The organism is Kineococcus rugosus (assembly GCF_050871975.1).
Taxonomy (GTDB): Bacteria; Actinomycetota; Actinomycetes; order Actinomycetales; family Kineococcaceae; genus Kineococcus.
The window spans coordinates 24,829-48,585 of sequence record NZ_JBJLSJ010000024.1 but is presented as its reverse complement, the minus strand read 5'-3'; the positions used below and the strand labels follow the sequence as shown (position 1 = coordinate 48,585).

Below are 23,757 nucleotides of genomic sequence, written 5' to 3'. Positions count from 1 at the left end.
CTACCCAGCGGTGGCCGCGACCTCCCCGTCGGGCAGCCGGATCCGCAGCCGCTCGCCGTCGGGGGCGTCGGCGGGGTCGCGCACCAGCGCCCCGTCGGCGCGCTGCACGACGGCGTACCCGCGCAGCAGCGTCGAGCGCGGTGAGAGGGCGCGGACGCTGGTGCGCAGGTGGTCGACGTCGACCGCGGCCCGGTCCAGCCGGTGCCCCACCGCGCGCCGCGCCCGCTCGCGCAGCCCGTCGACCTCGGCGGCGCGGGTGTCGAGCAGGACGTGCGGGGCGGCCAGCACGGGCCGGCTGCGCAGCGCCGCGAGGGCGTGCTCCTCGCGCTCCAGGCGGCCGGTGACGGCGCGCCGGGCCCGCGAGCGCAGCTGCCCGACCCCGGCGAGCTCCTCGGCGACGTCGGGGACGACGAGCCGGGCCGCGTCGGTCGGGGTCGAGGCCCGCACGTCGGCCACCAGGTCCAGCAGCGGGGAGTCGACCTCGTGGCCGATGGCCGAGACGACGGGCGTGCGGGCGGCCGCGACGGCGCGGACGAGGGTCTCGTTGCTGAAGGGCAGCAGGTCCTCCACGCTGCCGCCGCCGCGGGCGACGACGACGACCTCGACGAGGGGGTCGGCGTCCAGCTCGGCCAGGGCCGCGGCGACCTCGGTGACCGCGTTCGGCCCCTGCACGGCGACCTCGCGGACCTCGAAGCGGACCGCGGGCCAGCGGGCCCGCGCGTTCTCGACGACGTCGCGCTCGGCGGCCGAGGCCCGGCCGCAGACCAGCCCCACGGTGTGCGGCAGGAACGGCAGCGGCCGCTTGCGGTCGGCGTCGAACAGCCCCTCGCTGCGCAGGACCCGCTTGAGGTGCTCCAGGCGGGCGAGCAGCTCCCCGACGCCGACGGGCCGCACGTCGTCGGCGGCCAGGCTCAGCGACCCCCGCTTGGCGAAGAACTCCGGCCGGGCGTGCACGACGACGCGGGTGCCGTGGGCCAGGCCGTCGGGCAGGGCCTCGCGCAGCCGGCCCAGGACGCGCCGGGCGATGGTGACCGGCAGGGACATGTCGGTGTCGGCGTCGCGCAGGGTGACGAACACCACGGACGAGCCGGGGCGGTCGTTGACCTGGACGACCTGGCCCTCGACCCACGTCCACGGCATCTTCGCGATGTAGGCGTCCATCTTGGCCGCGAGCAGCCGCACGGGCCACGGGTTCTCGGCCGTCGTCTCCCCGGCGGTGGTCGGTCGGCGCGGCGGCGGGTCGGCGGGCACCGGCCCATCCTCCCAGCCGGGACCTCCACGGCACTCACCCCGGCCCCCCGCGAGCGCCGACTTACCATGGACGACGTGACCCAGAGCCTGACCGAGCCCGTGACGGACGACTGCAACGACACCTCGCTGCTGACGGCCCCGGCGGGGCGGGCGGCCTGGGACGGCGGCAAGCGCGTCCTGCTGGCCGCCCCCCGCGGCTACTGCGCCGGGGTGGACCGCGCGGTCGTGGCGGTGGAGAAGGCGCTGGACCTGTACGGGGCGCCGGTCTACGTGCGCAAGGAGATCGTCCACAACAAGCACGTGGTCCGGACGCTGCAGGAGCGCGGGGCGGTCTTCGTCGACGAGACCGACGCCGTCCCCGAGGGCGCGCACCTGGTCTTCTCCGCGCACGGCGTCAGCCCGGCCGTCCGCGAGGCGGCCGCGGCCCGCTCGCTGCAGACGATCGACGCGACGTGCCCGCTGGTCACGAAGGTGCACAAGGAGGCCGTCCGGTTCGCGAAGCAGGACATGGAGATCCTGCTGATCGGCCACACCGGTCACGAGGAGGTCGAGGGCACCGCGGGGGAGGCGCCGGACCACATCACCGTCGTGGACGACCCCGACGCCGCCGACCGCGTCGAGGTGAAGGACCCCGACAACCTCGTCTGGCTGTCGCAGACGACGCTGAGCGTCGACGAGACGATGGAGACGGTGCGCCGGCTGCGGCAGCGGTTCCCGAACCTGCAGGACCCGCCGAGCGACGACATCTGCTACGCCACCTCCAACCGGCAGGTCGCGATCAAGAAGATCGCCCCCGAGGCCGACCTGGTCATCGTCGTGGGCAGCGCGAACTCCTCGAACTCGGTCCGCCTGGCCGAGGTCGCCCTCGACGCCGGCGCCCGGGCCGCGCACCGCGTCGACAACGCCGGCGAGATCGACCCGGCGTGGTTCGAGGGGGTCACCACGGTCGGGCTGACCTCGGGCGCCTCGGTGCCGGAGGTGCTGGTCGAGGAGGTCCTCGCGCACCTGCGCGAGCGCGGCTACGGCGCGGTCGAGGAGGTCACGACGGCGCTGGAGGACCTGCAGTTCGCGCTGCCGACCGACCTGCGCCGCGACCTCAAGGCCGCCGCCGGGGGCCGCCGGACGCTGCCGGTCACCCCCGTCTGACCTCCGCGCCGGGGTCCGCGCCGGTGTCCTGGAGCAGCTCCGGCGCGGTCAGCGGCCGGACGGCGTCGTCGACGGGCTGCAGGACGGGCAGCTCGTCGTCGGCGAGGTCGAGGTCGCGGATCCGGCGCGCCGAGACCAGCACGCGCCGCTCCAGCGTCCCCACGAGGCGGTTGTAGTCCTCGACCGCGCGGTGCAGGGTCCGGCCCAGGGAGGCCGTGTGCCCGCCGAGGGTCCCGAGCCGCTCGTACAGCTCCCGGCCGACCTCGAACAGCTCCCGCGCGCCGCCCGCGACGGCGTCCTGCTGCCAGGTCAGGGCCACCGTCCGCAGCAGCGCCAGCAGCGTCGTGGGGGTGGCCAGCACCACCCGCCGGGACATGGCGTGCTCCAGCAGCGCGGGGTCGGCCTCGCAGGCCGCGGCCAGGAACGCCTCGCCGGGCACGAAGCAGACGACGACGTCGGGGGAGTCCTCGACGGCGGTGGGGTACTCCTTGGCGGCCAGGGCGTCGACGTGGCCGCGCACCGCGCGGGCGTGCGCCAGCATCTCCCGGCGGCGCTCGCCGTCGTCGGCGGCCTCCCCGGCGCGCAGGAACGCGGCCAGCGGGGCCTTGGCGTCGACGACGACGTGCTTGCCGCCGGGCAGGTTCACCACCAGGTCCGGGCGCACGGCGCGCCCGGCGCGGGTCGTCAGCGAGGACTGCTCGACGAAGTCGACGCGGTCGAGCATCCCGGCGTGCTCGACGACGCGGCGCAGCTGGACCTCGCCCCAGGACCCGCGGGAGCTGGAGGCGCGCAGCGCCCCGGCCAGGCTGGCCGTCTGGTCGCGCAGCGCGTCGGTGCCCTCGGCGACGCTGCGCAGCTGCTCGGTGAGCCGGGCGTACTGCTGGACGCGGTCGCGCTCGAGGGCGGCGACCTGGGCCTCGACGCGCTGCAGCGTCGCGGCCACGGGGGTCACGGTGGCGGTCAGCTCGTGGCCGGCCCGCACGCGGTCCTCCAGCTCCCCGACGCGGGCGCTGAGCAGGTCGCGCTCGGTCCGCAGCGCCGTGGTCTCCGGGCCGGTGCGGGTGCGCTGGACCCAGCGCGCGAGCAGGACCCCGGCCACCACCCCGGCCAGGAGGCCGAGCAGCAGTCCGGTCAGCAGTGCGGCGACGTCCACGGGACGGACTGTGCCAGCCGCCCCCGACGGGGCGCCGACCCGGTGCTGCCCGAGCCCCGCGCCGCCGGGGGCGGGTAGGCTCCGGTACTCGTGGCTCTCACCATCGGCATCGTCGGACTGCCCAACGTCGGCAAGTCCACGCTCTTCAACGCCCTGACCAAGAACGACGTGCTCGCGGCGAACTACCCGTTCGCCACCATCGAGCCGAACGTCGGGGTCGTCGCGCTGCCCGACCCGAGGCTGGGGAAGCTGGCGGAGGTGTTCGGCAGCGAGAAGACGGTCCCGGCGACCGTCTCGTTCGTCGACATCGCGGGCATCGTCAAGGGCGCCAGCGAGGGTGAGGGCCTGGGCAACAAGTTCCTGGCCAACATCCGCGAGGCCGACGCGATCTGCCAGGTGACGCGGGCGTTCGCCGACCCCGACGTCGTGCACGTGGCGGGGTCCATCGAGCCCGCCGACGACATCGCGACGATCCACACCGAGCTCGTCCTGGCCGACCTGCAGACCCTGGAGCGGGCCGTCCCGCGCCTGGAGAAGGAGGTCAAGGGCAAGAAGACCGACGCGGCCGTCCTGCGGGCGGCCGAGGCCGCGGCGAAGGTCCTGGACTCCGGCCGGCCGCTGTCGGCCGCGACGGCGGCCGACGACGTCGACGTGCCGCAGCTGCGCGAGCTCGGGCTGCTGACGACGAAGCCGTTCATCTACGTCTTCAACGTCGACGAGACGGTCCTGGGCGACGAGGGCCGCAAGCAGGAGCTGCGCGACCTGGTGGCCCCGGCCGAGGCGGTCTTCCTGGACGCCAAGCTGGAGTCCGAGCTGGTGGAGCTGTCCGAGGAGGAGGCCGCCGAGCTGCTGGAGTCCGTGGGCCAGACCGAGTCGGGCCTGGACCAGCTGGCCCGCGTCGGGTTCGCCACCCTCGGCCTGCAGACGTACCTGACCGCCGGCCCGAAGGAGTCGCGGGCCTGGACGATCCACCAGGGCTGGACGGCCCCGCAGGCGGCGGGGGTCATCCACACCGACTTCCAGCGCGGCTTCATCAAGGCCGAGGTGGTCTCCTTCGACGACCTGGTCGCGGCGGGGTCGATGGCCGAGGCGAAGGCCGCGGGCAAGGTCCGCATCGAGGGCAAGGAGTACGTCATGGCCGACGGGGACGTCGTGGAGTTCCGCTTCAACGTCTGATCGGGTCCGACCACCTCCGGTCGTGCCCGCACCGGACACGATCGGGTCTCGATCGGGGGGCGGGTCGGCCGCGGCGGCGGGTGCACGCCCGCGGGTGCGCCATGATTCTCGGGCGGTGGGGTCGACGGGGACCTCACCGCTCCCAGCCCGTGCGCGAGCCTCGACGAGACCGCAACGACATCGTTACCTCGCTCCCGCGCGGTGGGTCCCGGCGCGCTGACCTGCGGCTTTGCCCGTCACCGTCGGTCGCGGTGCGTGATCGCGCGTGTGCGGGTGCCGTCCGCACGGGGGACACTGGGCTGCGTGCCCCCGCACGCACCACGTCGCCGTTCACGCACGTCGGGAATTCGCTTGACCGGGTGTTAACGTGCTGCCCGACCTGTAGAGGTGGACATCCTGCGCGTCAGGGGTCCCCGCAGATGGGCAACGTGCCCACCCAGTCATGCTTGCGAGGAGGAGTTCCACCTTGAGCAGCTTCGAGAAGGACGGTCGTGCAGCCGTCGAACGCATCGGCGTCGTGGCCGGTTCCGCGTTCAGCCGCCGCAACGGGCTGAAGGGCGCCCTGGGCATCGCGGCCCTGTCGACGCTCGCGGCGTGCGGGGGCAGCGACGACGAGGGCTCCGGCGGGGGCGAGAGCGGCGGCGGCAGCGGCGGCGCGGTCGTCGTCAACGGCACCGAACCGCAGAACCCGCTGGTCCCCACCAACACCAACGAGGTCGGCGGCGGCCGCCTGCTCGACTCGCTGTGGGCCGGTCTCGTCTACTACAAGGCCGACGGCACCCCCGAGAACGACGTCGCGGACACCATCGAGTCCACCGACGCGCAGAACTACACCATCAAGATCAAGTCGGGGCAGAAGTTCTCCGACGGCAGCGCCGTCACCGCCAAGTCCTTCGTCGACGCCTGGAACTACGGCGCCCTGGGCACCAACGCCCAGCTCTCCAGCTACTTCTTCGAGCCCATCGAGGGCTTCGAGGCCGTCCAGGCCGAGCCGCCCACCGCCCAGACCATGAGCGGCCTGGCCGTCGTCGACGACACCACCTTCACCGTCAAGCTCGTCCAGCCGGAGTCCGACTTCCCGCTGCGCCTGGGCTACTCGGCCTTCTACCCGCTGCCGGAGTCGGCCTTCGCCGACATCGCGGCCTACGGCGAGAACCCGATCGGCAACGGCCCGTACAAGCTGAAGGAGGAAGGCGCCTGGCAGCACAACGTCCGGATCGACTTCGTCCCGAACGAGAACTACGACGGCCCGCGCAAGGCGCAGAACGACTCCCTGGCGTTCGTCTTCTACGAGACCTACGACGCGGCCTACTCGGCGCTGCAGGGCGGTGACCTCGACGTCCTGGACAACATCCCCAGCTCGGCGCTGCTGACGTTCACCGACGACCTCGGTGAGCGCGCCGTCAACCAGCCGGCCGCCATCTTCCAGTCCTTCTGCATCCCCGAGACCCTGCCCGGGTTCGGCGGCGAGGAGGGCAAGCTGCGCCGGCAGGCGTTCAGCTACGCCTTCGACCGCGCGCAGATCTGCAAGACGGTCTTCAACGACACCCGCACCCCGGCCAAGGACTTCACGTCCCCGGTCATCGCCGGGTACTCCGAGACCGTCGAGGGCAACGAGGTCCTGTCGCTGGACGCCGACAAGGCCAAGCAGCTGTGGGAGCAGGCCAACGCCATCGCCCCCTGGAACGGCAGCACCTTCACCATCGCCTACAACACCGACGGCGACCACCAGGCGTGGGTCGACGCGGTGACCGCGGGCCTGCGCCAGGTGCTGGGCATCCAGGCCGAGGGCAAGCCGTACCCGACCTTCGCGCAGATCCGCACCGAGATCACCAACCGGACGATCACGGGCGCCTTCCGCACCGGCTGGCAGGGCGACTACCCGGGTCTGTACAACTTCCTGGCGCCGCTGTACGCCACCGGGGCCGGCTCGAACGACGGGGACTACTCGAACCCGCAGTTCGACGAGCTGCTGAACCAGGCCGCGGGGACGACGGACCAGGACGCGGCGAACACGATCCTGCAGCAGGCGCAGACGATCCTCTTCGCCGACCTGCCGGTCATCCCGCTGTGGTACTCCAACGCCGCGGGCGGCTACGGCGAGGCCGCCAGCAACGTCGAGTTCGGCTGGAACAGCGTCCCGCTGTACTACCAGATCACCAAGTCCTGACGTGAGGTCCGGGGGTGGGTCGGTTCGCCGGCCCACCCCCGTTCTCGCGTCAGCACGCGAGCGCGACACTGTGTCCGACGTTGTAGGCCGGGGCGGCCACGGAAGGTCGTCCCCCGAGGAGGCTCGTGATGGGTTGGTACATCGGGCGCCGTCTGTTGCAGATGGTGCCCGTCTTCTTCGGAGCGACGCTCCTCATCTACGCCCTGGTGTTCCTGCTCCCGGGTGACCCGATCCTCGCCCTGTTCGGGGACAAGCCCGTCAGCGAGAGCGCGCGGGCGACGCTGACGGCCCAGTACAACCTGGACGAGCCGTTCATCGTGCAGTACCTGCTCTTCCTCAAGGGCATCTTCACGTTCGACTTCGGGACGTCGTTCTCGGGGCAGCCGGTCATCGACCAGATCACCCGGGCCTTCCCCGTGACCATCAAGCTGGCGCTGGTCGCGCTCGTCATCGAGGCCGTGTTCGGCATCGCGTTCGGCTTCCTCGCCGGCCTGCGCCGCGGCGGGGTCTTCGACTCCACCGTCCTGTTCCTGTCCCTCATCGTCATCGGCATCCCGGTGTTCGTCCTGGGGTTCGTCGGGCAGTACTTCATCGGGGTCAAGTGGGGGATCGTCAAGTCCACCGTGGGCGGTGACCCGGCCCTGGTCGACCTGCTGCTGCCCGGCGCGGTGCTCGGGGCGCTGTCCTTCGCCTACGTCCTGCGGCTGACGAGGAACTCCGTCGCCGAGGGCCTGTCGGCCGACCACGTGCGCACCGCGACCGCGAAGGGGCTCTCGCGCCCGCGGGTCATGACGGTGCACGTCCTGCGCAACTCCCTCATCCCCGTCGTGACGTTCCTGGGCACCGACCTCGGGGCGCTGATGGGCGGGGCCGTCGTCACCGAGGGCATCTTCAACGTCCCCGGGGTCGGCAACCTGCTGTACCAGTCGGTCATCCGGCAGGAGGGGCCGACGGTGGTGTCGGTCGTGACGATCCTGGTGCTCGTCTACCTCGTCGCCAACCTCGTCGTCGACCTGCTGTACGCCGTCCTGGACCCGAGGATCCGCTATGTCTGAGAAGAACACCGGGCCCGTCGCGGTCCGCCCCGGCCAGGAGCACTTCGTCGCCCCCCTGGAGGAGACGCCGCTGGCGGCGGTCGACGCCGTCGACGAGTCGGCCCCCGGCGGCGGGTTGTTCACCGACGCGTGGAAGCAGCTGCGCAAGCGGCCCATCTTCATCGTGTCCTGCCTGATCATCCTGGTGCTCGTCGTCGTGTCCCTCTTCCCGTCGTGGTTCACCTCGACCGACCCGCGGTTCGTGGACCTCGCCGTCGCCCTGCAGGGTCCGTCCGCGGCGCACCCGCTGGGCGTCACCCGCGGCGGCACCGACGTCTACGCGCGGCTGATCTACGGGGCCCGGGCGTCGGTGAGCGTGGGGATCCTCACGACCCTGATGGTGGTCGTCTTCGGCGGGGTCGTCGGCGCCCTCGCCGGGTTCTTCGGCGGCTGGCTGGACGCGCTGCTCTCGCGCGTCGCGGACATCTTCTTCGCGCTGCCGCTCATCCTCGGCGCCATCGTCCTGCTGCAGACCCTCAAGAGCCGCAACGTCCTCACCGTGGCCCTGACGCTGGCCCTGTTCGGCTGGCCGCAGGTGGCGCGCATCATGCGCAGCGCCGTCCTGCAGGTCCGGTCCGCCGAGTACGTCACCGCGGCGAAGTCGCTGGGCCTGAGCCGGATGGCCACCCTCGTGCGCCACGTCGTGCCCAACTCCCTCGGGCCCGTCATCGTCGTCGCGACGATCTCCCTGGGGACGTTCATCGCGGCCGAGGCGACGCTGTCGTTCCTGAGCCTGGGCCTGCCCCCGAACATCGTGTCCTGGGGCGGTGACATCTCCAACGCCCGCGCGACCCTGCGCACCGACCCGATGATCCTGCTGTGGCCCTCGATCGGGCTGTCGCTGACGGTCCTGTCGTTCCTGATGCTCGGCGACGCCCTGCGCGACGCCCTCGACCCGAAGGGCCGCACCCGATGAGCACCAGCACCTCGTCGACCCCGGTCGACCGCAGCAAGCCGCTGCTGCAGGTCGAGGACCTCCAGGTCGACTTCCGCTCCGGCGGCCGGGCCGTGCACGCCGTCCGCGGCGCCAGCTTCACCGTCTACCCCGGCCAGACCGTCGCGATCGTCGGGGAGTCGGGCTCGGGGAAGTCGACGTCGGCGATGGCCGTCATCGGCCTGCTGCCCGGGTCGGGGAAGGTCGTCGGCGGGCGCATCCTGTTCGACGGCAAGGACATCGCCCACGCCTCCGCGCGCGAGCACGTCGCCCTGCGCGGCCAGCACATCGGGCTGGTCCCGCAGGACCCGATGTCGAACCTGAACCCGGTGTGGAACATCGGGTTCCAGGTCAAGGAGGCCATCGAGGCCAACGGCATCGCCAAGGGCGCCGCGGCGAAGGAGCGGGCCATCGAGGTCCTCGGCGAGGCCGGTCTGGGCGACGCGGCCCGCCGCTACAAGCAGTACCCGCACGAGTTCTCCGGCGGCATGCGCCAGCGCGCCCTCATCGGCATCGGCCTGGCCTCCCGGCCGCGGCTGCTCATCGCCGACGAGCCGACCTCGGCCCTGGACGTCACCGTGCAGCGCGGCATCCTGGACCACCTCGACTCCCTGACGTCCGGGCTGGGCACCGCCGTGCTGCTCATCACCCACGACCTGGGCCTGGCCGCCGAGCGGGCCGAGCACCTCGTCGTCATGTACAAGGGGCAGGTCGTCGAGTCCGGGCCGGCGCTGCAGATCCTGCAGGACCCGCAGCACCCCTACACGCAGCGGCTGGTGGCCGCGGCGCCCTCGCTGGCCTCGCGCCGCAGGCAGTCCGAGCACCGCGCGCAGATCGTCGAGCAGGCCGAGGCGCACGCCCTGCAGGCCCACGAGATCGTCGCCGCGCAGACGCCCGTCGAGGTGCCCGAGCAGGTGACGGCCGAGGTCATCGAGGTCCGCAACCTCACGAAGGAGTTCGTCATCCGCGGCGCCGGGGCGCGCGGGGAGAAGCTGCTCGCCGTCGACGACGTGAGCTTCTCGGTGCGGCGCGGGACCACCCTGGCCGTCGTCGGCGAGTCCGGGTCGGGCAAGTCCACCGTCGCGCAGATGGTGCTGAACCTGCTGCCGGCCACCCGCGGCGAGGTCCGGTTCGACGGGGTCGACGTCACGACCCTCGACCGGGCCCAGCGGTTCGCGTTCCGCCGCCGGGTGCAGCCGATCTTCCAGAACCCGTACGGGTCGCTGGACCCCAGCTGGAGCATCTTCCGCTCCATCGAGGAACCGCTGCGGGTGCACCGGGTCGGCGACGCCCGCAGCCGCGAGGCGCGCGTGCGCGACCTGCTCGACAAGGTCGCCCTGCCGCAGAGCTCGCTGCGGCGCTACCCCAACGAGCTGTCCGGCGGGCAGCGCCAGCGCGTGGCCATCGCGCGGGCCCTGGCGCTGCAGCCGGAGGTCGTGGTGTGCGACGAGGCGGTCTCGGCCCTCGACGTCCTGGTCCAGGGGCAGATCCTGACCCTGCTCAACGACCTGCAGGCCGAGCTGGGGCTGACGTACCTGTTCATCACCCACGACCTGGCCGTCGTGCGGGAGATCGCCGACGACGTCGTCGTCATGCAGCGCGGCCGGCTCGTCGAGCACGCCTCCGTGGACGAGGTCTTCGCGAACCCGGCGCAGGAGTACACCCGGGCCCTGCTGGCCGCGATCCCCGGCGGCAGCATCCAGCTCGGCGCCTGACCGGCCGCGGCGGCTCCCGGCGACGTCCCCGGGAGCCGCCGCGGGGGCTGCGCCGCAGGCGCTCGCGGGGCTACCGTGGTCCGATGCACGTCATCGTCGTGGTCGTCCTCGCCGTCGCCGCCGGGGTCGCCGTCGTCTACTGGCGCACCAGCCCCCGCCACCGCCTCGCCGCCGTCGAGCGCGCCGGCCACGGGGACCGGGCCCGGCGGGCCCGCGAGGCCGAGCGCGCCCGCCTCGACGTGTGAGTCAGCTCACCCCGTCCCCGCGTCGCGGGGTGAACCTTTCCGCGGGCTGACCCGTTGGAGACGGGGAGATCGCCACCCTGACCCCTCAGGCCCCGCCGTGGCGGCACCACCACGACGGGAAGGACCCAGCACGTGAGCGACACCCCGGACCCCGCCGGCCCCGGTGCGGGCGCCCGCGCCGACCGCGCGGCCCGCGTGGCGGCCATGAAGGCCGCCGAGAGGTCCCGCGCCCGCCGCCGGCGCGCCCTGGTCGTGGCCATCCCCACCGTGGCGGTGCTCGCGGTCGCAGGGACCGTCACCGCCGTCTTCCTCAACCGGCCCGAGCCGCCCTCGCTGGACGCGGTGCGGACGTTCGACTACGCGGCCAGCGAGCACACGACCGACCCCGTCGCGTACGAGCAGACGCCGCCGGCCGGGGGCCCGCACGACCCGACCTGGCTGAACTGCGGCGTCTACGACGCGCCCGTGCCGAACGAGAACGCCGTGCACTCCATGGAGCACGGCGCCGTCTGGATCACCTACCGGCCCGACCTGCCGGCCGACCAGGTCGAGGAGCTGCGGTCCGCGGTGGCGGGGGAGACGTACACCGTCCTGTCGCCCTACGAGGGGCTGCCCTCGCCCGTCGTGCTGTCGGCGTGGAACAACCAGCTCGCGGTCGACAGCGCCGAGGACCCGCGCATCGACGCCTTCCTGGCCAAGTTCGTCCAGGGCGCCCAGACGCCCGAGCCGGGGGCGCTGTGCTCCAACGGCACCGGGACGCCCACCGGCTGATGCGCGCGCTCTCGTCCCGGCAGGTGCTGCTCGCCGTCGTGGCGCTCCTCGCGGTGCTCGTGCTCGGCGTGCTCGCCGGCCGCGCGCTGCCCACGGCGCCGGGCGCGAACTCCGTCGACGTCGGCTTCTCCCGGGACATGACGACCCACCACTCCCAGGCCGTGGCGATGGCGTACACGGCGATCCAGACCGCGCCCTCCCCGGAGGTCCGCCAGCTCGCCGTGGACATCGCCTCCACGCAGGGCAACCAGATGGGTCGCATGCAGCAGCTGCTGCTGTCCTGGGACCAGCCGCTGTCGTCGGCGGGGACGGGCGTCATGGCGTGGATGGCGGGCACGTCGCTGCACGCGCGGCACGAGGCCGAGCAGGCGCAGGGGCGGATCATGCCGGGCATGGCGACGGCGGCCGAGACGGCGCGGCTGGGCTCGGAGACCGGGCAGGCCTTCGAGGTCGACTTCCTGCAGCTCATGCTGCGCCACCACGCCGGGGGGATCGAGATGGCGCAGTACGGCGCCGACCACGCCACGACCGCGCAGGTGCGGACCCTGGCCGCGGCGATCGTGACGTCCCAGCGCGCGGAGACGCAGCTGCTGACGGACTACCTCAGCGCCCGCGGCGCCCAGCCCCTGGCGGCGTCGTGAGGCTCGTGGTCGGCGCCGCGATCGTCGACGACCTGCGCGCGCCGACGCGGCTGCTGGCGGCCCGCCGCAGCGCCCCGCCCGTCCTGGCGGGGCGCTGGGAACTGCCCGGCGGCAAGGTCGAACCGGGGGAGGGCCCCACCGACGCCCTGCACCGCGAGCTGCGCGAGGAGCTCGGCGTCGGCGCCCGGCTGGGGGCCGAGGTGGAGCACCCCGACGGCGCCTGGCCGCTGACCCCGGCGCTGGTCATGCGGGTGTGGTGGGCCGTGGTCGACGCGACGCCGCAGCCGCTGCAGGACCACGACGAGCTGCGCTGGCTGCCGCGCGGGCGGTGGCTGTCGGTGGACTGGCTGCCCGGGGACGTGCCGCTGGTCGAGGTGATGGAGCGGTCCTGAGGACGGGCACGGGCCCCGGGCGTCGGGTCGACGTCCGGGGCCCGGTGGCCCGCGGTGCTGCTCAGCCCCGCTCAGCGCCCTCGGGGGTGGGCCGGGACCGGCGCTGCGCCACCTCCGAGCGGAGGTCCTTCACGAGCGCCACGCACAGCGCCACCATGACGATCATGAAGGGGAACGCCACGATGATCGCGACGTTCTTCAGCGCCTGGATGCCGTTCCCGTCCGACCCGCCGACCCAGAGCAGGATCCCGGCGGTCGCCCCGGTCAGCAGCGCCCAGGCCACCGTGACCCAGCGGTTGGGGTCGTCGGAGCCGTGGGAGCTCAGCGAGGCCATCACGATCGAGGCCGAGTCGGCGCTGGTCACGAAGTAGATGACGATCGCCAGCATCACCAGCACCGAGCTGATGGACGAGAGCGGCAGGGTGTCCAGCATGGTGAAGAACTGGCTCTCCTGCGCCAGCGCGCTCAGGTCGGTGCCGGCGCGCTCGGTGGTCAGGGCGGTGCCGCCCAGGACGGAGAACCAGACCAGGGCGATGACGGTGGGGGCGGCCACCACGCCGAGGACGAACTCCCGCACGGTGCGCCCGCGCGAGATGCGCGCCAGGAACGTCCCCACGAAGGGCGCCCAGGACATCCACCAGGCCCAGTAGAAGATCGTCCACCCGCTCAGCCACTCCTGGCCGCCGTAGGCGCCGGTGCGCAGGGAGATGCGGGGCAGCGAGGACAGGTAGTTCCCCGCCGTCGCGGGGGCCAGGTTCAGGATGAACACGGTCGGGCCCACGACGAACAGGAAGAACAGCAGAGCCAGCGAGAGCAGCATGTTGGTGTTCGACAGCCACTTGATGCCGCGCTCGATGCCGGAGAAGGCCGACAGGACGAAGCAGACGGTGAGCACGGCGACGATCACGACCTGCGCGTCGCGGCCGATCTCCACGCCGAACACCTGGTCGAGGCCGCCGTTGATCTGCGCGGCGCCCAGGCCGAGCGAGGTGGCCGTGCCGAAGAGCGTGGCGAAGATGGCCAGGACGTCGATCACCTTGGCCGGGCCCTTGCGGCCGCCCAGCAGCGGGACGAAGGGCGCCGAGAAGCCGCCGGTGCGGCCCTTGCGGTACCAGGCGTAGGCCAGGGCCAGCCCGACGATCGCGTAGATCGCCCACGGGTGCAGACCCCAGTGGAACATCACGTACGTCATGGCCGAGCGCTCCGCCTCGTCCGAACCGGGCGCGATGCCGGCCTCGGGCGGGGTGAGGTAGTGCGAGATCGGCTCGCTGACGCCGTAGAAGAGCAACCCGATGCCCATCCCGGCGGAGAACATCATCGCGAACCAGGAGAACGTCGAGAACTCGGGGCGGTCGTCGTCGTGGCCGAGGCGGATCCGGCCGTGCCGGGACAGCATCAGCCAGGCGGCGAAGCCGACGAAGCCGGTCGCGGCGAGCACGAACGCCCAGCCGAAGTTGCCGGTCAGCCAGCCCAGCACGCCGGTCGAGACGGTCGAGAACCCGTCCGGGAAGGCGAGGGCCAGGGCCAGGAAGACCGCGACCGCAACGGCGCTGACACCGAAGACGACCTTGTCGACGGGGAAGGAGGTGTGGCCCTGAGCGGGCCCTTCGAGAGGTGTCGAACCGGTGTCGTGTCGGGGCTCAGGCGGTGCGGACATGGCGCCGAGGGTGGCACGAAGTGACTAGTCCAGGCCAACCGAGACTGGTCAGATCGGGCCACCGCGGCGGCGTCGCCGCAGGTCAGGGAGGTATTACGGTCCTCAAGCACCGTCGGCCCGACAGGCCGGGCGCGAGCGCGGATAGACTGTGGCGTCAACCCTCCTGGCCCGGCCCCGTCCCCCGTGCGCGCGCTGGCCCGGACACGTCGAGTCTTCGAAGAGCGGATCGAGAAACCTGATGCCCTTGAGCACCCGCGCCGACCTGCGCAACGTCGCGATCGTCGCCCACGTCGACCACGGCAAGACCACCCTCGTCGACGCGATGCTCTGGCAGTCCGGCGCCTTCCGCGCCAACGCCGACGTCAACGAGCGCGTCATGGACTCCGGTGACCTCGAGCGCGAGAAGGGGATCACCATCCTCGCGAAGAACACCTCGGTCCGGTACTCCGGCCCCGGTGCTCCCGAGGGCGGCATGACCATCAACATCATCGACACCCCCGGCCACGCCGACTTCGGCGGCGAGGTCGAGCGCGGCCTGTCCATGGTCGACGGCGTCGTCCTGCTCGTCGACGCCTCCGAGGGCCCGCTGCCGCAGACCCGCTTCGTGCTGCGCAAGGCGCTCGCGGCCGGCATGCCCGTGGTCATCCTCGTCAACAAGGTCGACCGGCCCGACGCGCGCATCGCCGCCGTCGTGGAGGAGACCTACGACCTGCTGCTGGACCTCGCCGCCGACGTCGAGGGCATCGACGCCGACAAGCTGCTCGAGGTGCCGGTCGTCTACGCCTCGGCCAAGAACGGCCGGGCGTCCCTGACCCAGCCCGCCGACGGCGGCCTGCCGGACTCCGAGGACCTCGTCCCGCTGTTCCAGACGATCCTGGACACGATCCCGGCGCCGACCTACGACCCCGAGACCCCGCTGCAGGCGCACGTCACCAACCTCGACGCCTCCCCGTTCCTGGGCCGCCTGGCGCTGCTGCGCGTCTTCTCCGGCGAGCTGGTCAAGGGCCAGCAGGTCGCCTGGTGCAAGCACGACGGCACCATCCAGCGCGTCAAGATCACCGAGCTGCTGGTCACCGAGGCCGTCACCCGCGTGCCCGGCGAGAAGGCCGGCCCCGGCGACATCGTCGCGGTCGCCGGCATCGAGGACATCACCATCGGCGAGACCCTCGCCGACCCCGAGGACCCGCGCCCGCTGCCGCTCATCACGGTCGACGAGCCCGCGATCTCGATGGTCATCGGGACCAACACCTCCCCGATGGCCGGCCGCGTCAAGGGCTCGAAGGTCACCGCCCGCCTGGTCAAGGACCGCCTGGAGTCCGAGCTCGTCGGCAACGTCTCCCTGCGCGTGCTCCCGACCGACCGCCCCGACGCCTGGGAGGTGCAGGGCCGCGGTGAGCTGGCGCTGGCCATCCTCGTCGAGCAGATGCGCCGCGAGGGCTACGAGCTGACCGTCGGCAAGCCGCAGGTCGTCACGCGCAAGGACGAGAACGGCAAGCTCCTGGAGCCCTTCGAGAGCCTGACCATCGACTCCCCCGAGGAGTACCTGGGCGCGATCACCCAGCTGCTCGCCGCCCGCAAGGGCCGCATGGAGACGATGACCAACCACGGCACCGGCTGGGTGCGCATGGAGTTCTACGTCCCCTCGCGCGGGCTCATCGGCTTCCGCACCGAGTTCCTCACCGAGACCCGCGGCACCGGCATCGCGCACGCGATCTTCAACCAGTACGACCACTGGGCCGGGGAGATCCGCACCCGCGCCTCCGGCTCGCTCGTGGCCGACCGCTCCGGTGTCGCCACCGGGTTCGCGATCGCCAACATCCAGGAGCGCGGTTCGCTGTTCATCGAGCCGACCACCGAGGTGTACGAGGGCATGATCGTCGGGGAGAACTCCCGCGCCGACGACATGGACGTCAACATCACCAAGGAGAAGAAGCTCACCAACATGCGCTCCTCCACCGGCGACGAGCTGGAGCGCCTGGTCCCGGCGCGCAAGCTGTCGCTGGAGCAGGCCCTGGAGTTCTGCCGCGAGGACGAGTGCGTCGAGGTGACCCCCGAGGCCGTCCGCATCCGCAAGGTGGAGCTGGACCAGACCCAGCGCGCCCGCGCGGCCTCGAAGGCCAAGAAGGGCTGATCCACCCGCCGGGCCCGTCCCGGTGCACGACCCGGGGAGCACCCCCGCCCCGCGGGGTGGGGGTGCTCCCGTCGTCGTGGGGGGCTTGGATGGGGGGATGACGACGCAGCCCCCTCCCCAGCCCGACGACCCCGCGGCGGCCGTGGCGGGGCGCGACCCGCTGGAGGTCGCGGCCGACGCCGTGGAGGACGCCCTGGGGGAGCTGGACCCGCAGGCGGTCGCGGCCATGGACCACCTGGACCAGCCGCGGCGCGTGCTGTTCGTGCACGCCCACCCCGACGACGAGACCATCGGCACCGGCGCGACGATGGCCCGCTACGCCGAGGCCGGCGCCACCGTGGTGCTGCTGACCCTGACCCGCGGGGAGCTGGGGGAGGTCATCCCGGCCGAGCTGGCGCACCTGGACCCCGACGCGCTGGCCGCGCACCGCGTGCAGGAGCTGGCGACGGCGATGGAGGCCCTGGGGGTCGAGGACCACCGGTTCCTGGCGCGGCCGGACGGCACCGCCTACCGGGACTCGGGGATGGTGTGGCTGGAGCCGGGGCGGGCGGCCGTCGGCGACGACGTGGACCCGCGGGCGCTGGCCGCCGCCGACCCCGAGGAGGTGGCCGCGCAGGTCGCCGCGGTGGTGCGCGAGGTCCGGCCGCAGGTGGTCGTCACCTACGAGCCCGGCGGCGGCTACGGCCACCCCGACCACGTGCGGGCGCACGAGGCGACGCTGCGGGCGCTGGTGCTGGCCGCCGGCGACCACCACGACGGCACCGTCCCGTGGCAGGTCGCGAAGGTCTACGAGATCGTCGAGCCGGAGTCGGCCGTGCGCGCGGCCCTGCGGGCGATCGCCGCCTCGGGGGCTGCCGGCGCCCCGGACCCCGAGGGACCGCTGCCGAGCGTCGTGGTGCCCGACGAGCAGGTCACCACGGCCGTCGACGGCACCGGCCAGCTGCCCGCCAAGATCGCCGCGCTGCGCGCGCACGCCACCCAGGTCACCCTGGACCTCGACGCCGAGGTCCCCGTCCTGCGGTTGTCCAACGGCGTGCCGCAGCCGGTCTGGCCGGTCGAGCGGTTCCGCCTCGTCCACGGCGTCCTCGCCGGCCCGCGCGACGACGACGGCCGCGAGACCGACCTGTTCGCGGGCGTGGCCCCCGCCGGCTGAGGGCGTGGTCACCCCGGCACGCCGCGTTGCGCCGGGCGGGTGAACGCGATCGTCCGAACGCGTCACCGTAGGTGGCCGTGCGTGACGGGGCGGGGTTGGCTGGGTCCACGTCCGGAACCCGCCGGGCGCGACCCGGAAGGAGCGGCCGTGGCCCACCCCCAGCGCGCCCCCCAGAGCCGGCCGGGCGCGGACGCCCGCACCGGCGCCCGCACCGGCCGGGACAGCGCCGACGTCGGGCGCCTGCGCGAGCGCAACCGCCGCCGCCGCACCCGGACCCTGCTGCTGGTCGTGCTCGCCGTCGTGCTCGCCGTCGACGTCCGGCTCGCCCTCGGCGGCTCCCTCGTGCCGTCGCTGCCCGCCGTCGACCCGATCTACGTCATGGTCGGGATCTTCTTCGCCGTGATGATCGCCCTGCTGCTCGGGCAGAGCCTGGTCTCCGGCCGCTCCCCGCACGTCCTGTTCCGCCCCGAGCAGGTCGACGTCTCCCTCGACGACGTCAAGGGCCTGGACCCGGTCAAGGAGGACGTCGAGCGCAGCCTCGACCTGTTCCTGGCCGCCCGCACCTTCCGCTCCCGCATGGGCGGCCGCCCGCGCCGCGGCCTGCTCTTCGAGGGCCCGCCCGGCACCGGCAAGACGCACATGGCCAAGGCGATGGCCCGCGAGGCCGGGGTGCCCTTCCTGTTCGTCTCCGCGACCAGCTTCCAGTCCATGTGGTACGGCGCCACGGCCCGCCGGCTGCGCTCCTACTTCCGGGCGCTGCGCAAGGCCGCCCGCCGCGAGGGCGGGGCCATCGGCTTCATCGAGGAGATCGACGCGATCGCCGGGGCCCGCGGCGGGATGAGCTCGATGACGGCCGCTCCCGGCGGCCAGGTCGTCGGCTGCGGGGGTCTGACGAACCTGCCGATGACCCTGCCCACCACGGCCTCGTCCGCGCTGCAGGTCGAGCGGCTCGCCTCCAGCGAGGGCGCCAGCGGCGTCGTCAACGAGCTGCTCGTGCAGATGCAGTCCTTCGACGAGCCCACCGGCGGCGAACGCGTCCACGGCTGGTTCGTCGACCTCGCCAACCGGTTCCTGCCGCAGCACCGGCAGCTGCGGCGCCCGGTGACCGAACCCGTCGAGGTCCTCGTCATCGCCGCCACGAACCGCGCCGACGCCCTCGACCCGGCGCTGCTGCGCCCGGGCCGCTTCGACCGCCGGATGAGCTTCGGGCTGCCCGACAAGCACGGCCGCCGCGACCTCGTGGACCACTTCCTGGCCCGCAAGGCCCACGAACCGGCCCTCGACGACCCCGAGCGCCGCGACGCCCTGGCCGGCATCACCAACGGCTACTCGCCGGTGATGATCGAGAACCTGCTCGACGAGGCCCTCGTCAACGCCGTCCGCCGCGACGCCGACGGCATGAGCTGGGCCGACGTCGAGCACGCCCGCCTCGTGACCGAGGTCGGCCTGGGCCAGCCCGTGGCCTACACCGACCACGAGGCGCGGCTCATCGCCACCCACGAGGCCGGGCACGCCGTCGTCGCCTGGCTCGTGGCCCCGCAGCGCCGGCTGGAGATCCTCACGATCGTCAAGCGCGCCAGCGCCCTGGGCCTGCTGGCCCACGGCGACGCCGAGGACGTCTACACCCGCTCCCGCACCGAGCTGGCCGGCATGATCAAGATCGCGTTCGGCGGGCAGGTGGCCGAGGAGCTGTTCTTCGGCGACGTGTCCACCGGCCCCGCCGGCGACCTGCAGTCCGCGACGTCGGTCGCGGCGCAGATGGTCGGCTCGGCCGGGATGGCCGGCACGCTCGTCTCCTTCGCCGCCGTGCAGCAGGGGGCCTTCACCGACGGCAACCTCGTCAGCCGGGTCCTGGGCGACGCCGAGGGCCGCCGCCTGGTGGAGAACCTGCTGAGCGAGCAGAAGGAGTCCGTCCGCGAGCTCCTCGGCCGCCACCGCCACCTCGTCGCCGCGCTGCGCGACGCGCTGCTGGAGCGGCACGAGCTCATCGGGCACGAGATCACCGACGTGCTCGAGGCCGCCCGCGACGGCGCGCAGCAGCCGCCGCGGGTCGTCGACCTGCGCGAGGGCGCCCCCGCGACCCGCAGGCCGTGAAGCTCGCCGCGGTCGTGGCGTCAGGAGGGGAGCCACGACCGCGGCGCAGGACCCCCGGTGCGGCCTACCGCCGCCCGGGTCCCCCGGGGGCCACCCGGTAGTGGTAGGCGTGGTGCACCGCGAACCCGGCGCCCTCGTACAGCGCCCGCGCGGGCGCGTTGTCCCCCTGGACCTGCAGGTAGGTGGCGCCCGCGCCGCGGGCCCGCGCCCAGTCCGCCACCTCGGCCAGCACCCGGCGGCCCAGCCCGCGCCGCCGGTGGGTGGGGGCGGTCTCCACGGCCGTGACCCCGGCCCACCCCGGGGACAGCGACCCGCGGGCGACGGCGACCGTCGTCGCGCCCTCGACGACCCGGACGAAGACCTGCTCGTCGGCCGAGACGAGGATCCGCCGCCCGGCCTCCGGCACGGTCGGCGCCCCCTGGTAGTGGTACTGCGCCAGCCACGCCTCGTCGGGAACGGCGGCGGTCTCGACGCGCAGGCCGGCCGGCAGCGGGGCCTCGGCCCGGCCGGGCAGGTCGTCGGTGGCGGCGGTCAGCACGAGCGTCGGCGTCCGGACCGTCCAGCCGCGGGCGGCGAGCGCGTCGGCGGGCTCGGTGCCCTCGCCCAGCCCGCCGGCCGGGTGCGCGACGGCGACCAGCGGCGGCAGCCCCCTCGCGGCGTAGAACGCCTCGACCGCGGCGATCGCCTCCGGCAGCGGGCGCCCCGGGTCGCCGAGGGCCAGCGCCGAGTTGGCCCGGCCGGTGAAGCCGCCGGCGGCGCGCAGCCGCCAGCCGCCCAGGTCCAGGCGCTCCAGCGGCCGCCAGTGCTCGGCCATCACCCGCTGGAGGTCCTCGGTGCCGATCGCGGTGTGCGGGGCGCCCCGGCGCGCCGGCGGCGGGGGCACCGGCTTGGCGGCCAGCACGTCGGCGCGGGCCACGCTCACCTCCCCGCGGCGCGTCGCGATCCGCAGGGTCGTCGCGTCGGCGGCCACCAGGTCGCCGAGGGCGTCGGTGGCCGAGCCGTCCGGCAGGCGGTGCCGCACGACGACGCGGGCGCCCACGGGCAGGTCCCGCACGGGGTGGGTGGGGGTGACGTCGGCCACGTGTGGTCCTCCAGCGGTGGTGCGCGTGTGCGGGGCCCGCGGGCCGTCGGCGATACTAGGCGGGACGCCCGGCCGCCCGTCCGCCGGAGGAGGAGGACATCCCGTGACCTACGTCATCGCGCAGCCCTGCGTGGACGTCAAGGACAAGGCCTGCATCGAGGAGTGCCCGGTCGACTGCATCTACGAGGGCAAGCGATCGCTGTACATCCACCCCGACGAGTGCGTCGACTGCGGTGCCTGCGAACCCGTGTGCCCCGTGGAGGCCATCTACTACGAGGACGACGTCCCCGAGCAGTGGTCGGCCTTCACCGCGGCCAACGTCGTCTTCTTCGACACCATCGGCTCGCCCGGTGGCGCCGCCAAGATGGGGCGCATCGAAGCCGACGCCGAGGTCGTCCAGGGGCTGCCGCCCCAGGGCGAGGGCCACTGATGACCGCGCCGACCCGGCCGCAGCACGCACGTCGCCGGGTCGGCGCGGCGCTGCCGGACTTCCCGTGGGACTCCCTGGCGGCCGCCAAGGCCCGGGCGGCCGCCCACCCGGGCGGGATCGTCGACCTGTCGGTCGGCACGCCCGTCGACGCGACCCCGCAGGTCGTCGCCGACGCCCTGCGGGCCGCGGCGAACGCCCCGGGCTACCCGCAGACGCACGGCACCGCGCCGCTGCGCGAGGCCGTCGCCGCCTGGTTCGCCCGCCGGCGCGGGGTGCCGCACCTGGACCCCGACGGCGTGCTGCCCACGGTCGGCTCCAAGGAGCTCGTCGCGTGGCTGCCCTTCCAGCTCGGGCTGGGGGAGGGCGACGTCGTGGCCCACCCCGCGGTGGCCTACCCCACCTACGACGTCGGGGCCCGGCTGGCCCGCGCGACGCCGCTGGCGGCGGACACCGTCGCCGAGCTGGACGCGGCGTGGGAGGCCGGGGCCCGCGTCCGGCTGCTGTGGCTGAACTCGCCGTCGAACCCGACCGGCGCGGTGCGCACGGTGGAGGAGCTGGCGGCGCTGGTCGCCTGGGCCCGCGCCCACGACGTCGTCGTGGCCTCCGACGAGTGCTACGCCGAGCTGGGCTGGCTGCCCGCGCACGACACCACCACCGGTGGGCTGGTCACCTCGGTGCTCGACCCCCGCGTGTGTGGTGACGATCACACCGGGCTGCTCGTGGCGTACTCGACGTCGAAGCAGTCGAACCTCGCGGGGTACCGCGCGGCCTTCCTCGCCGGGGACGTGGCCCTGGTCCGCGAGCTGCTGGAGCTGCGCAAGCACGCCGGGATGATCGTGCCGTGGCCCGTGCAGGTCGCCCTGCGCGCCGCGCTGTCCGACGACGAGCACGTCGCCGCTCAGCGCGAGCTGTACCGCGGCCGCCGCCGCGTCCTGCGAGAAGCGTTGCAGGGCGCCGGTTTCCGCATCGACGCCTCCGAGGCGGGGCTGTACCTGTGGAGCACCCGCGACGAGGACTGCCGCACCACGGTGGACCTGCTGGCCGAGCGGGGCGTCCTGGTCGCCCCCGGGGACTTCTACGGGCCGGCCGGCGCGCGGCACGTCCGGGTGGCGCTGACCTCCACCGACGAGCGGATCGGCGAGGTGCCCGGGCGGCTGAGCGGTCTCGCCTGACTCGACGGCGGGGCGGCGGGACCGGTGTTGGGGTGCGTCGGCGGGGGCGGGTACGGTCGCGACATGGCTGACTCCGTGACGCTGAAGCACGCAGGTGGCGAGCTCGACCTCCCCGTGACCCCCGCCGCCGAGGGTGCCGCCGGCTTCGGCATCGGCAGCCTCCTGAAGGAGACCGGGCTGGTGACCCTCGACTCCGGGTTCACCAACACGGCGTCCTGCACGTCGGCGATCACGTACATCGACGGTGAGGCCGGGATCCTGCGCTACCGCGGGTACCCCATCGAGCAGCTCGCCGAGAAGTCCACCTTCGTCGAGACGAGCTTCCTGCTCATCCACGGGCACCTGCCCTCGGAGACCGAGCTGGCCGACTTCACCGACCGGATCAAGCGGCACACGCTGCTGCACGAGGACCTCAAGCGGTTCTTCGACGGCTTCCCGCGCGACGCGCACCCGATGCCCGTGCTGTCCAGCGCCGTCAGCGCGCTGTCGACGTTCTACCCGAACTCGCTGAACCCCTTCGACGCCGAGCAGGTGGAGCTGTCCACCATCCGGCTGATGGCCAAGCTGCCGACCATCGCCGCGTACGCGCACCGCAAGTCCCTGGGCCAGCCGCTGCTGTACCCGGACAACCGGCTGGGCCTGGTGGAGAACTTCACCCGCCTCGCCTTCGGCAACCCCGCCGAGGACTACGAGCTCGACCCGGTCCTGGTCCGCGCCCTGGACCAGCTGCTCATCCTGCACGCCGACCACGAGCAGAACTGCTCCACCTCCACCGTCCGGCTCGTCGGCTCGGGCCAGGCGAACCTCTTCGCCTCCGTCTCGGCCGGCATCCACGCGCTGTCCGGGCCGCTGCACGGCGGCGCGAACTCCGCCGTCCTCGACATGCTCGAGACCATCCGGAACTCCGACGACGACGTCGACACGTTCATGACGAAGGTCAAGAACAAGGAGAAGGGCGTGCGCCTGATGGGCTTCGGCCACCGGGTGTACAAGAACTACGACCCCCGCGCGGCCATCGTGAAGAAGACCGCCGACCAGGTCCTGTCCCAGCTCGGCAAGCGCGACGAGCTGCTCGACATCGCGCTGCGCCTGGAGGAGATCGCCCTCAACGACGACTACTTCATCGAGCGCAAGCTGTACCCGAACGTCGACTTCTACACGGGCCTGATCTACAAGGCCATGGGTTTCCCGACGAAGATGTTCACGGTGCTGTTCGCCCTGGGCCGCCTGCCCGGCTGGATCGCCCAGTGGCGCGAGATGATCAACGACCCGGCCACGAAGATCGGCCGCCCCCGCCAGGTGTACGTCGGCGAGGGCGCCCGCGACTACGTCGACCTGCAGGGCCGCTGAG

General features: G+C 73.4%; 20 protein-coding genes. 16 read left to right on the top strand and 4 right to left on the bottom strand.

Features of this window, described 5'->3' with window-relative positions:
• Complete coding sequence (gene xseA / locus ACRYM6_RS14710) at positions 1 to 1,251, bottom strand: exodeoxyribonuclease VII large subunit (RefSeq protein WP_432543632.1); 1,251 nt, start codon at positions 1,249 to 1,251, stop codon at positions 1 to 3.
• A gap of 66 nt (positions 1,252 to 1,317) precedes the next feature.
• On the opposite strand from xseA, the gene ACRYM6_RS14705 reads away from it, so the two are divergent.
• Entirely contained in the window at positions 1,318 to 2,397 is a 1,080-nt protein-coding gene (locus tag ACRYM6_RS14705; RefSeq protein WP_432543631.1) for a 4-hydroxy-3-methylbut-2-enyl diphosphate reductase, read from the top strand.
• Here the strand turns inward: ACRYM6_RS14705 and ACRYM6_RS14700 are convergent.
• Complete coding sequence (locus tag ACRYM6_RS14700) at positions 2,384 to 3,550, bottom strand: DNA recombination protein RmuC (RefSeq protein ID WP_432543630.1); 1,167 nt, start codon at positions 3,548 to 3,550, stop codon at positions 2,384 to 2,386. The two genes, ACRYM6_RS14705 and ACRYM6_RS14700, sit on opposite strands and share 14 nt — an antisense overlap.
• A gap of 90 nt (positions 3,551 to 3,640) precedes the next feature.
• Between ACRYM6_RS14700 and ychF the strand changes: the two genes are divergently transcribed.
• The 9 genes from ychF to ACRYM6_RS14655 all read left to right on the top strand — a co-directional run bounded on the left by ychF (position 3,641) and on the right by ACRYM6_RS14655 (position 12,688).
• Positions 3,641 to 4,726, top strand: coding sequence for a redox-regulated ATPase YchF (gene ychF / locus ACRYM6_RS14695; RefSeq protein ID WP_432543629.1), 1,086 nt, complete (start codon positions 3,641 to 3,643; stop codon positions 4,724 to 4,726).
• Positions 4,727 to 5,243: 517 nt separating this feature from the next.
• Positions 5,244 to 6,896 (top strand): peptide ABC transporter substrate-binding protein, encoded by a 1,653-nt coding sequence (locus ACRYM6_RS14690; protein WP_432543656.1) that lies wholly within the window; start codon positions 5,244 to 5,246, stop codon positions 6,894 to 6,896.
• A gap of 128 nt (positions 6,897 to 7,024) precedes the next feature.
• Positions 7,025 to 7,951 (top strand): ABC transporter permease, encoded by a 927-nt coding sequence (locus ACRYM6_RS14685; RefSeq protein WP_432543628.1) that lies wholly within the window; start codon positions 7,025 to 7,027, stop codon positions 7,949 to 7,951.
• Positions 7,944 to 8,906 carry an ABC transporter permease gene (locus ACRYM6_RS14680; RefSeq protein ID WP_432543627.1) on the top strand — a complete coding sequence of 321 codons (963 nt, stop codon included), beginning with the start codon at positions 7,944 to 7,946 and terminating at the stop codon, positions 8,904 to 8,906. Before ACRYM6_RS14685 ends, ACRYM6_RS14680 begins: the two co-directional genes overlap by 8 nt.
• A complete protein-coding gene (locus ACRYM6_RS14675; RefSeq protein WP_432543626.1) occupies positions 8,903 to 10,639 on the top strand; it encodes a dipeptide ABC transporter ATP-binding protein in 1,737 nt (578 codons plus the stop codon). The genes ACRYM6_RS14680 and ACRYM6_RS14675 overlap by 4 nt, the downstream gene beginning before the upstream one ends.
• Positions 10,640 to 10,722: 83 nt before the next feature.
• Positions 10,723 to 10,884 carry a hypothetical protein gene (locus ACRYM6_RS14670; protein WP_432543625.1) on the top strand — a complete coding sequence of 54 codons (162 nt, stop codon included), beginning with the start codon at positions 10,723 to 10,725 and terminating at the stop codon, positions 10,882 to 10,884.
• A gap of 132 nt (positions 10,885 to 11,016) precedes the next feature.
• Complete coding sequence (locus ACRYM6_RS14665; protein ID WP_432543624.1) at positions 11,017 to 11,655, top strand: DUF3105 domain-containing protein; 639 nt, start codon at positions 11,017 to 11,019, stop codon at positions 11,653 to 11,655.
• Complete coding sequence (locus tag ACRYM6_RS14660; RefSeq protein WP_432543623.1) at positions 11,655 to 12,296, top strand: DUF305 domain-containing protein; 642 nt, start codon at positions 11,655 to 11,657, stop codon at positions 12,294 to 12,296. Before ACRYM6_RS14665 ends, ACRYM6_RS14660 begins: the two co-directional genes overlap by 1 nt.
• Positions 12,293 to 12,688, top strand: a complete 396-nt coding sequence (locus ACRYM6_RS14655; protein WP_432543622.1) for a (deoxy)nucleoside triphosphate pyrophosphohydrolase — start codon at positions 12,293 to 12,295, stop codon at positions 12,686 to 12,688. Before ACRYM6_RS14660 ends, ACRYM6_RS14655 begins: the two co-directional genes overlap by 4 nt.
• A gap of 61 nt (positions 12,689 to 12,749) precedes the next feature.
• On the opposite strand, the gene ACRYM6_RS14650 is transcribed toward ACRYM6_RS14655, so the two are convergent.
• Positions 12,750 to 14,345, bottom strand: a complete 1,596-nt coding sequence (locus tag ACRYM6_RS14650; RefSeq protein ID WP_432543621.1) for a BCCT family transporter — start codon at positions 14,343 to 14,345, stop codon at positions 12,750 to 12,752.
• 238 nt (positions 14,346 to 14,583) lie between these two features.
• Between ACRYM6_RS14650 and typA the strand changes: the two genes are divergently transcribed.
• The 3 genes from typA (at position 14,584) to ACRYM6_RS14635 (ending at position 19,723) form a co-directional block, all read left to right on the top strand.
• A complete protein-coding gene (typA, locus tag ACRYM6_RS14645) occupies positions 14,584 to 16,476 on the top strand; it encodes a translational GTPase TypA (RefSeq protein WP_432543620.1) in 1,893 nt (630 codons plus the stop codon).
• A 97-nt stretch (positions 16,477 to 16,573) separates the two neighbouring features.
• A complete protein-coding gene (gene mshB / locus ACRYM6_RS14640; RefSeq protein ID WP_432543619.1) occupies positions 16,574 to 17,629 on the top strand; it encodes an N-acetyl-1-D-myo-inositol-2-amino-2-deoxy-alpha-D-glucopyranoside deacetylase in 1,056 nt (351 codons plus the stop codon).
• A 147-nt stretch (positions 17,630 to 17,776) separates the two neighbouring features.
• Positions 17,777 to 19,723, top strand: coding sequence for an AAA family ATPase (locus tag ACRYM6_RS14635; protein ID WP_432543618.1), 1,947 nt, complete (start codon positions 17,777 to 17,779; stop codon positions 19,721 to 19,723).
• Positions 19,724 to 19,787: 64 nt separating this feature from the next.
• On the opposite strand, the gene ACRYM6_RS14630 is transcribed toward ACRYM6_RS14635, so the two are convergent.
• Positions 19,788 to 20,804, bottom strand: coding sequence for a GNAT family N-acetyltransferase (locus ACRYM6_RS14630; RefSeq protein ID WP_432543617.1), 1,017 nt, complete (start codon positions 20,802 to 20,804; stop codon positions 19,788 to 19,790).
• 103 nt (positions 20,805 to 20,907) lie between these two features.
• On the opposite strand from ACRYM6_RS14630, the gene fdxA reads away from it, so the two are divergent.
• The 3 genes from fdxA (at position 20,908) to ACRYM6_RS14615 (ending at position 23,756) form a co-directional block, all read left to right on the top strand.
• Positions 20,908 to 21,234: a ferredoxin gene (fdxA, locus tag ACRYM6_RS14625; protein ID WP_432543616.1), complete on the top strand. Its 327-nt coding sequence runs from the start codon at positions 20,908 to 20,910 to the stop codon at positions 21,232 to 21,234.
• Positions 21,234 to 22,406, top strand: coding sequence for a succinyldiaminopimelate transaminase (gene dapC / locus ACRYM6_RS14620; protein WP_432543615.1), 1,173 nt, complete (start codon positions 21,234 to 21,236; stop codon positions 22,404 to 22,406). Before fdxA ends, dapC begins: the two co-directional genes overlap by 1 nt.
• Positions 22,407 to 22,469: 63 nt before the next feature.
• The gene (locus ACRYM6_RS14615) at positions 22,470 to 23,756 is read left to right on the top strand and encodes a citrate synthase (protein WP_432543614.1); all 1,287 of its coding nucleotides are present in this window, start codon (positions 22,470 to 22,472) and stop codon (positions 23,754 to 23,756) included.
• The last annotated feature ends 1 nt before the right edge of the window (position 23,757 follow it).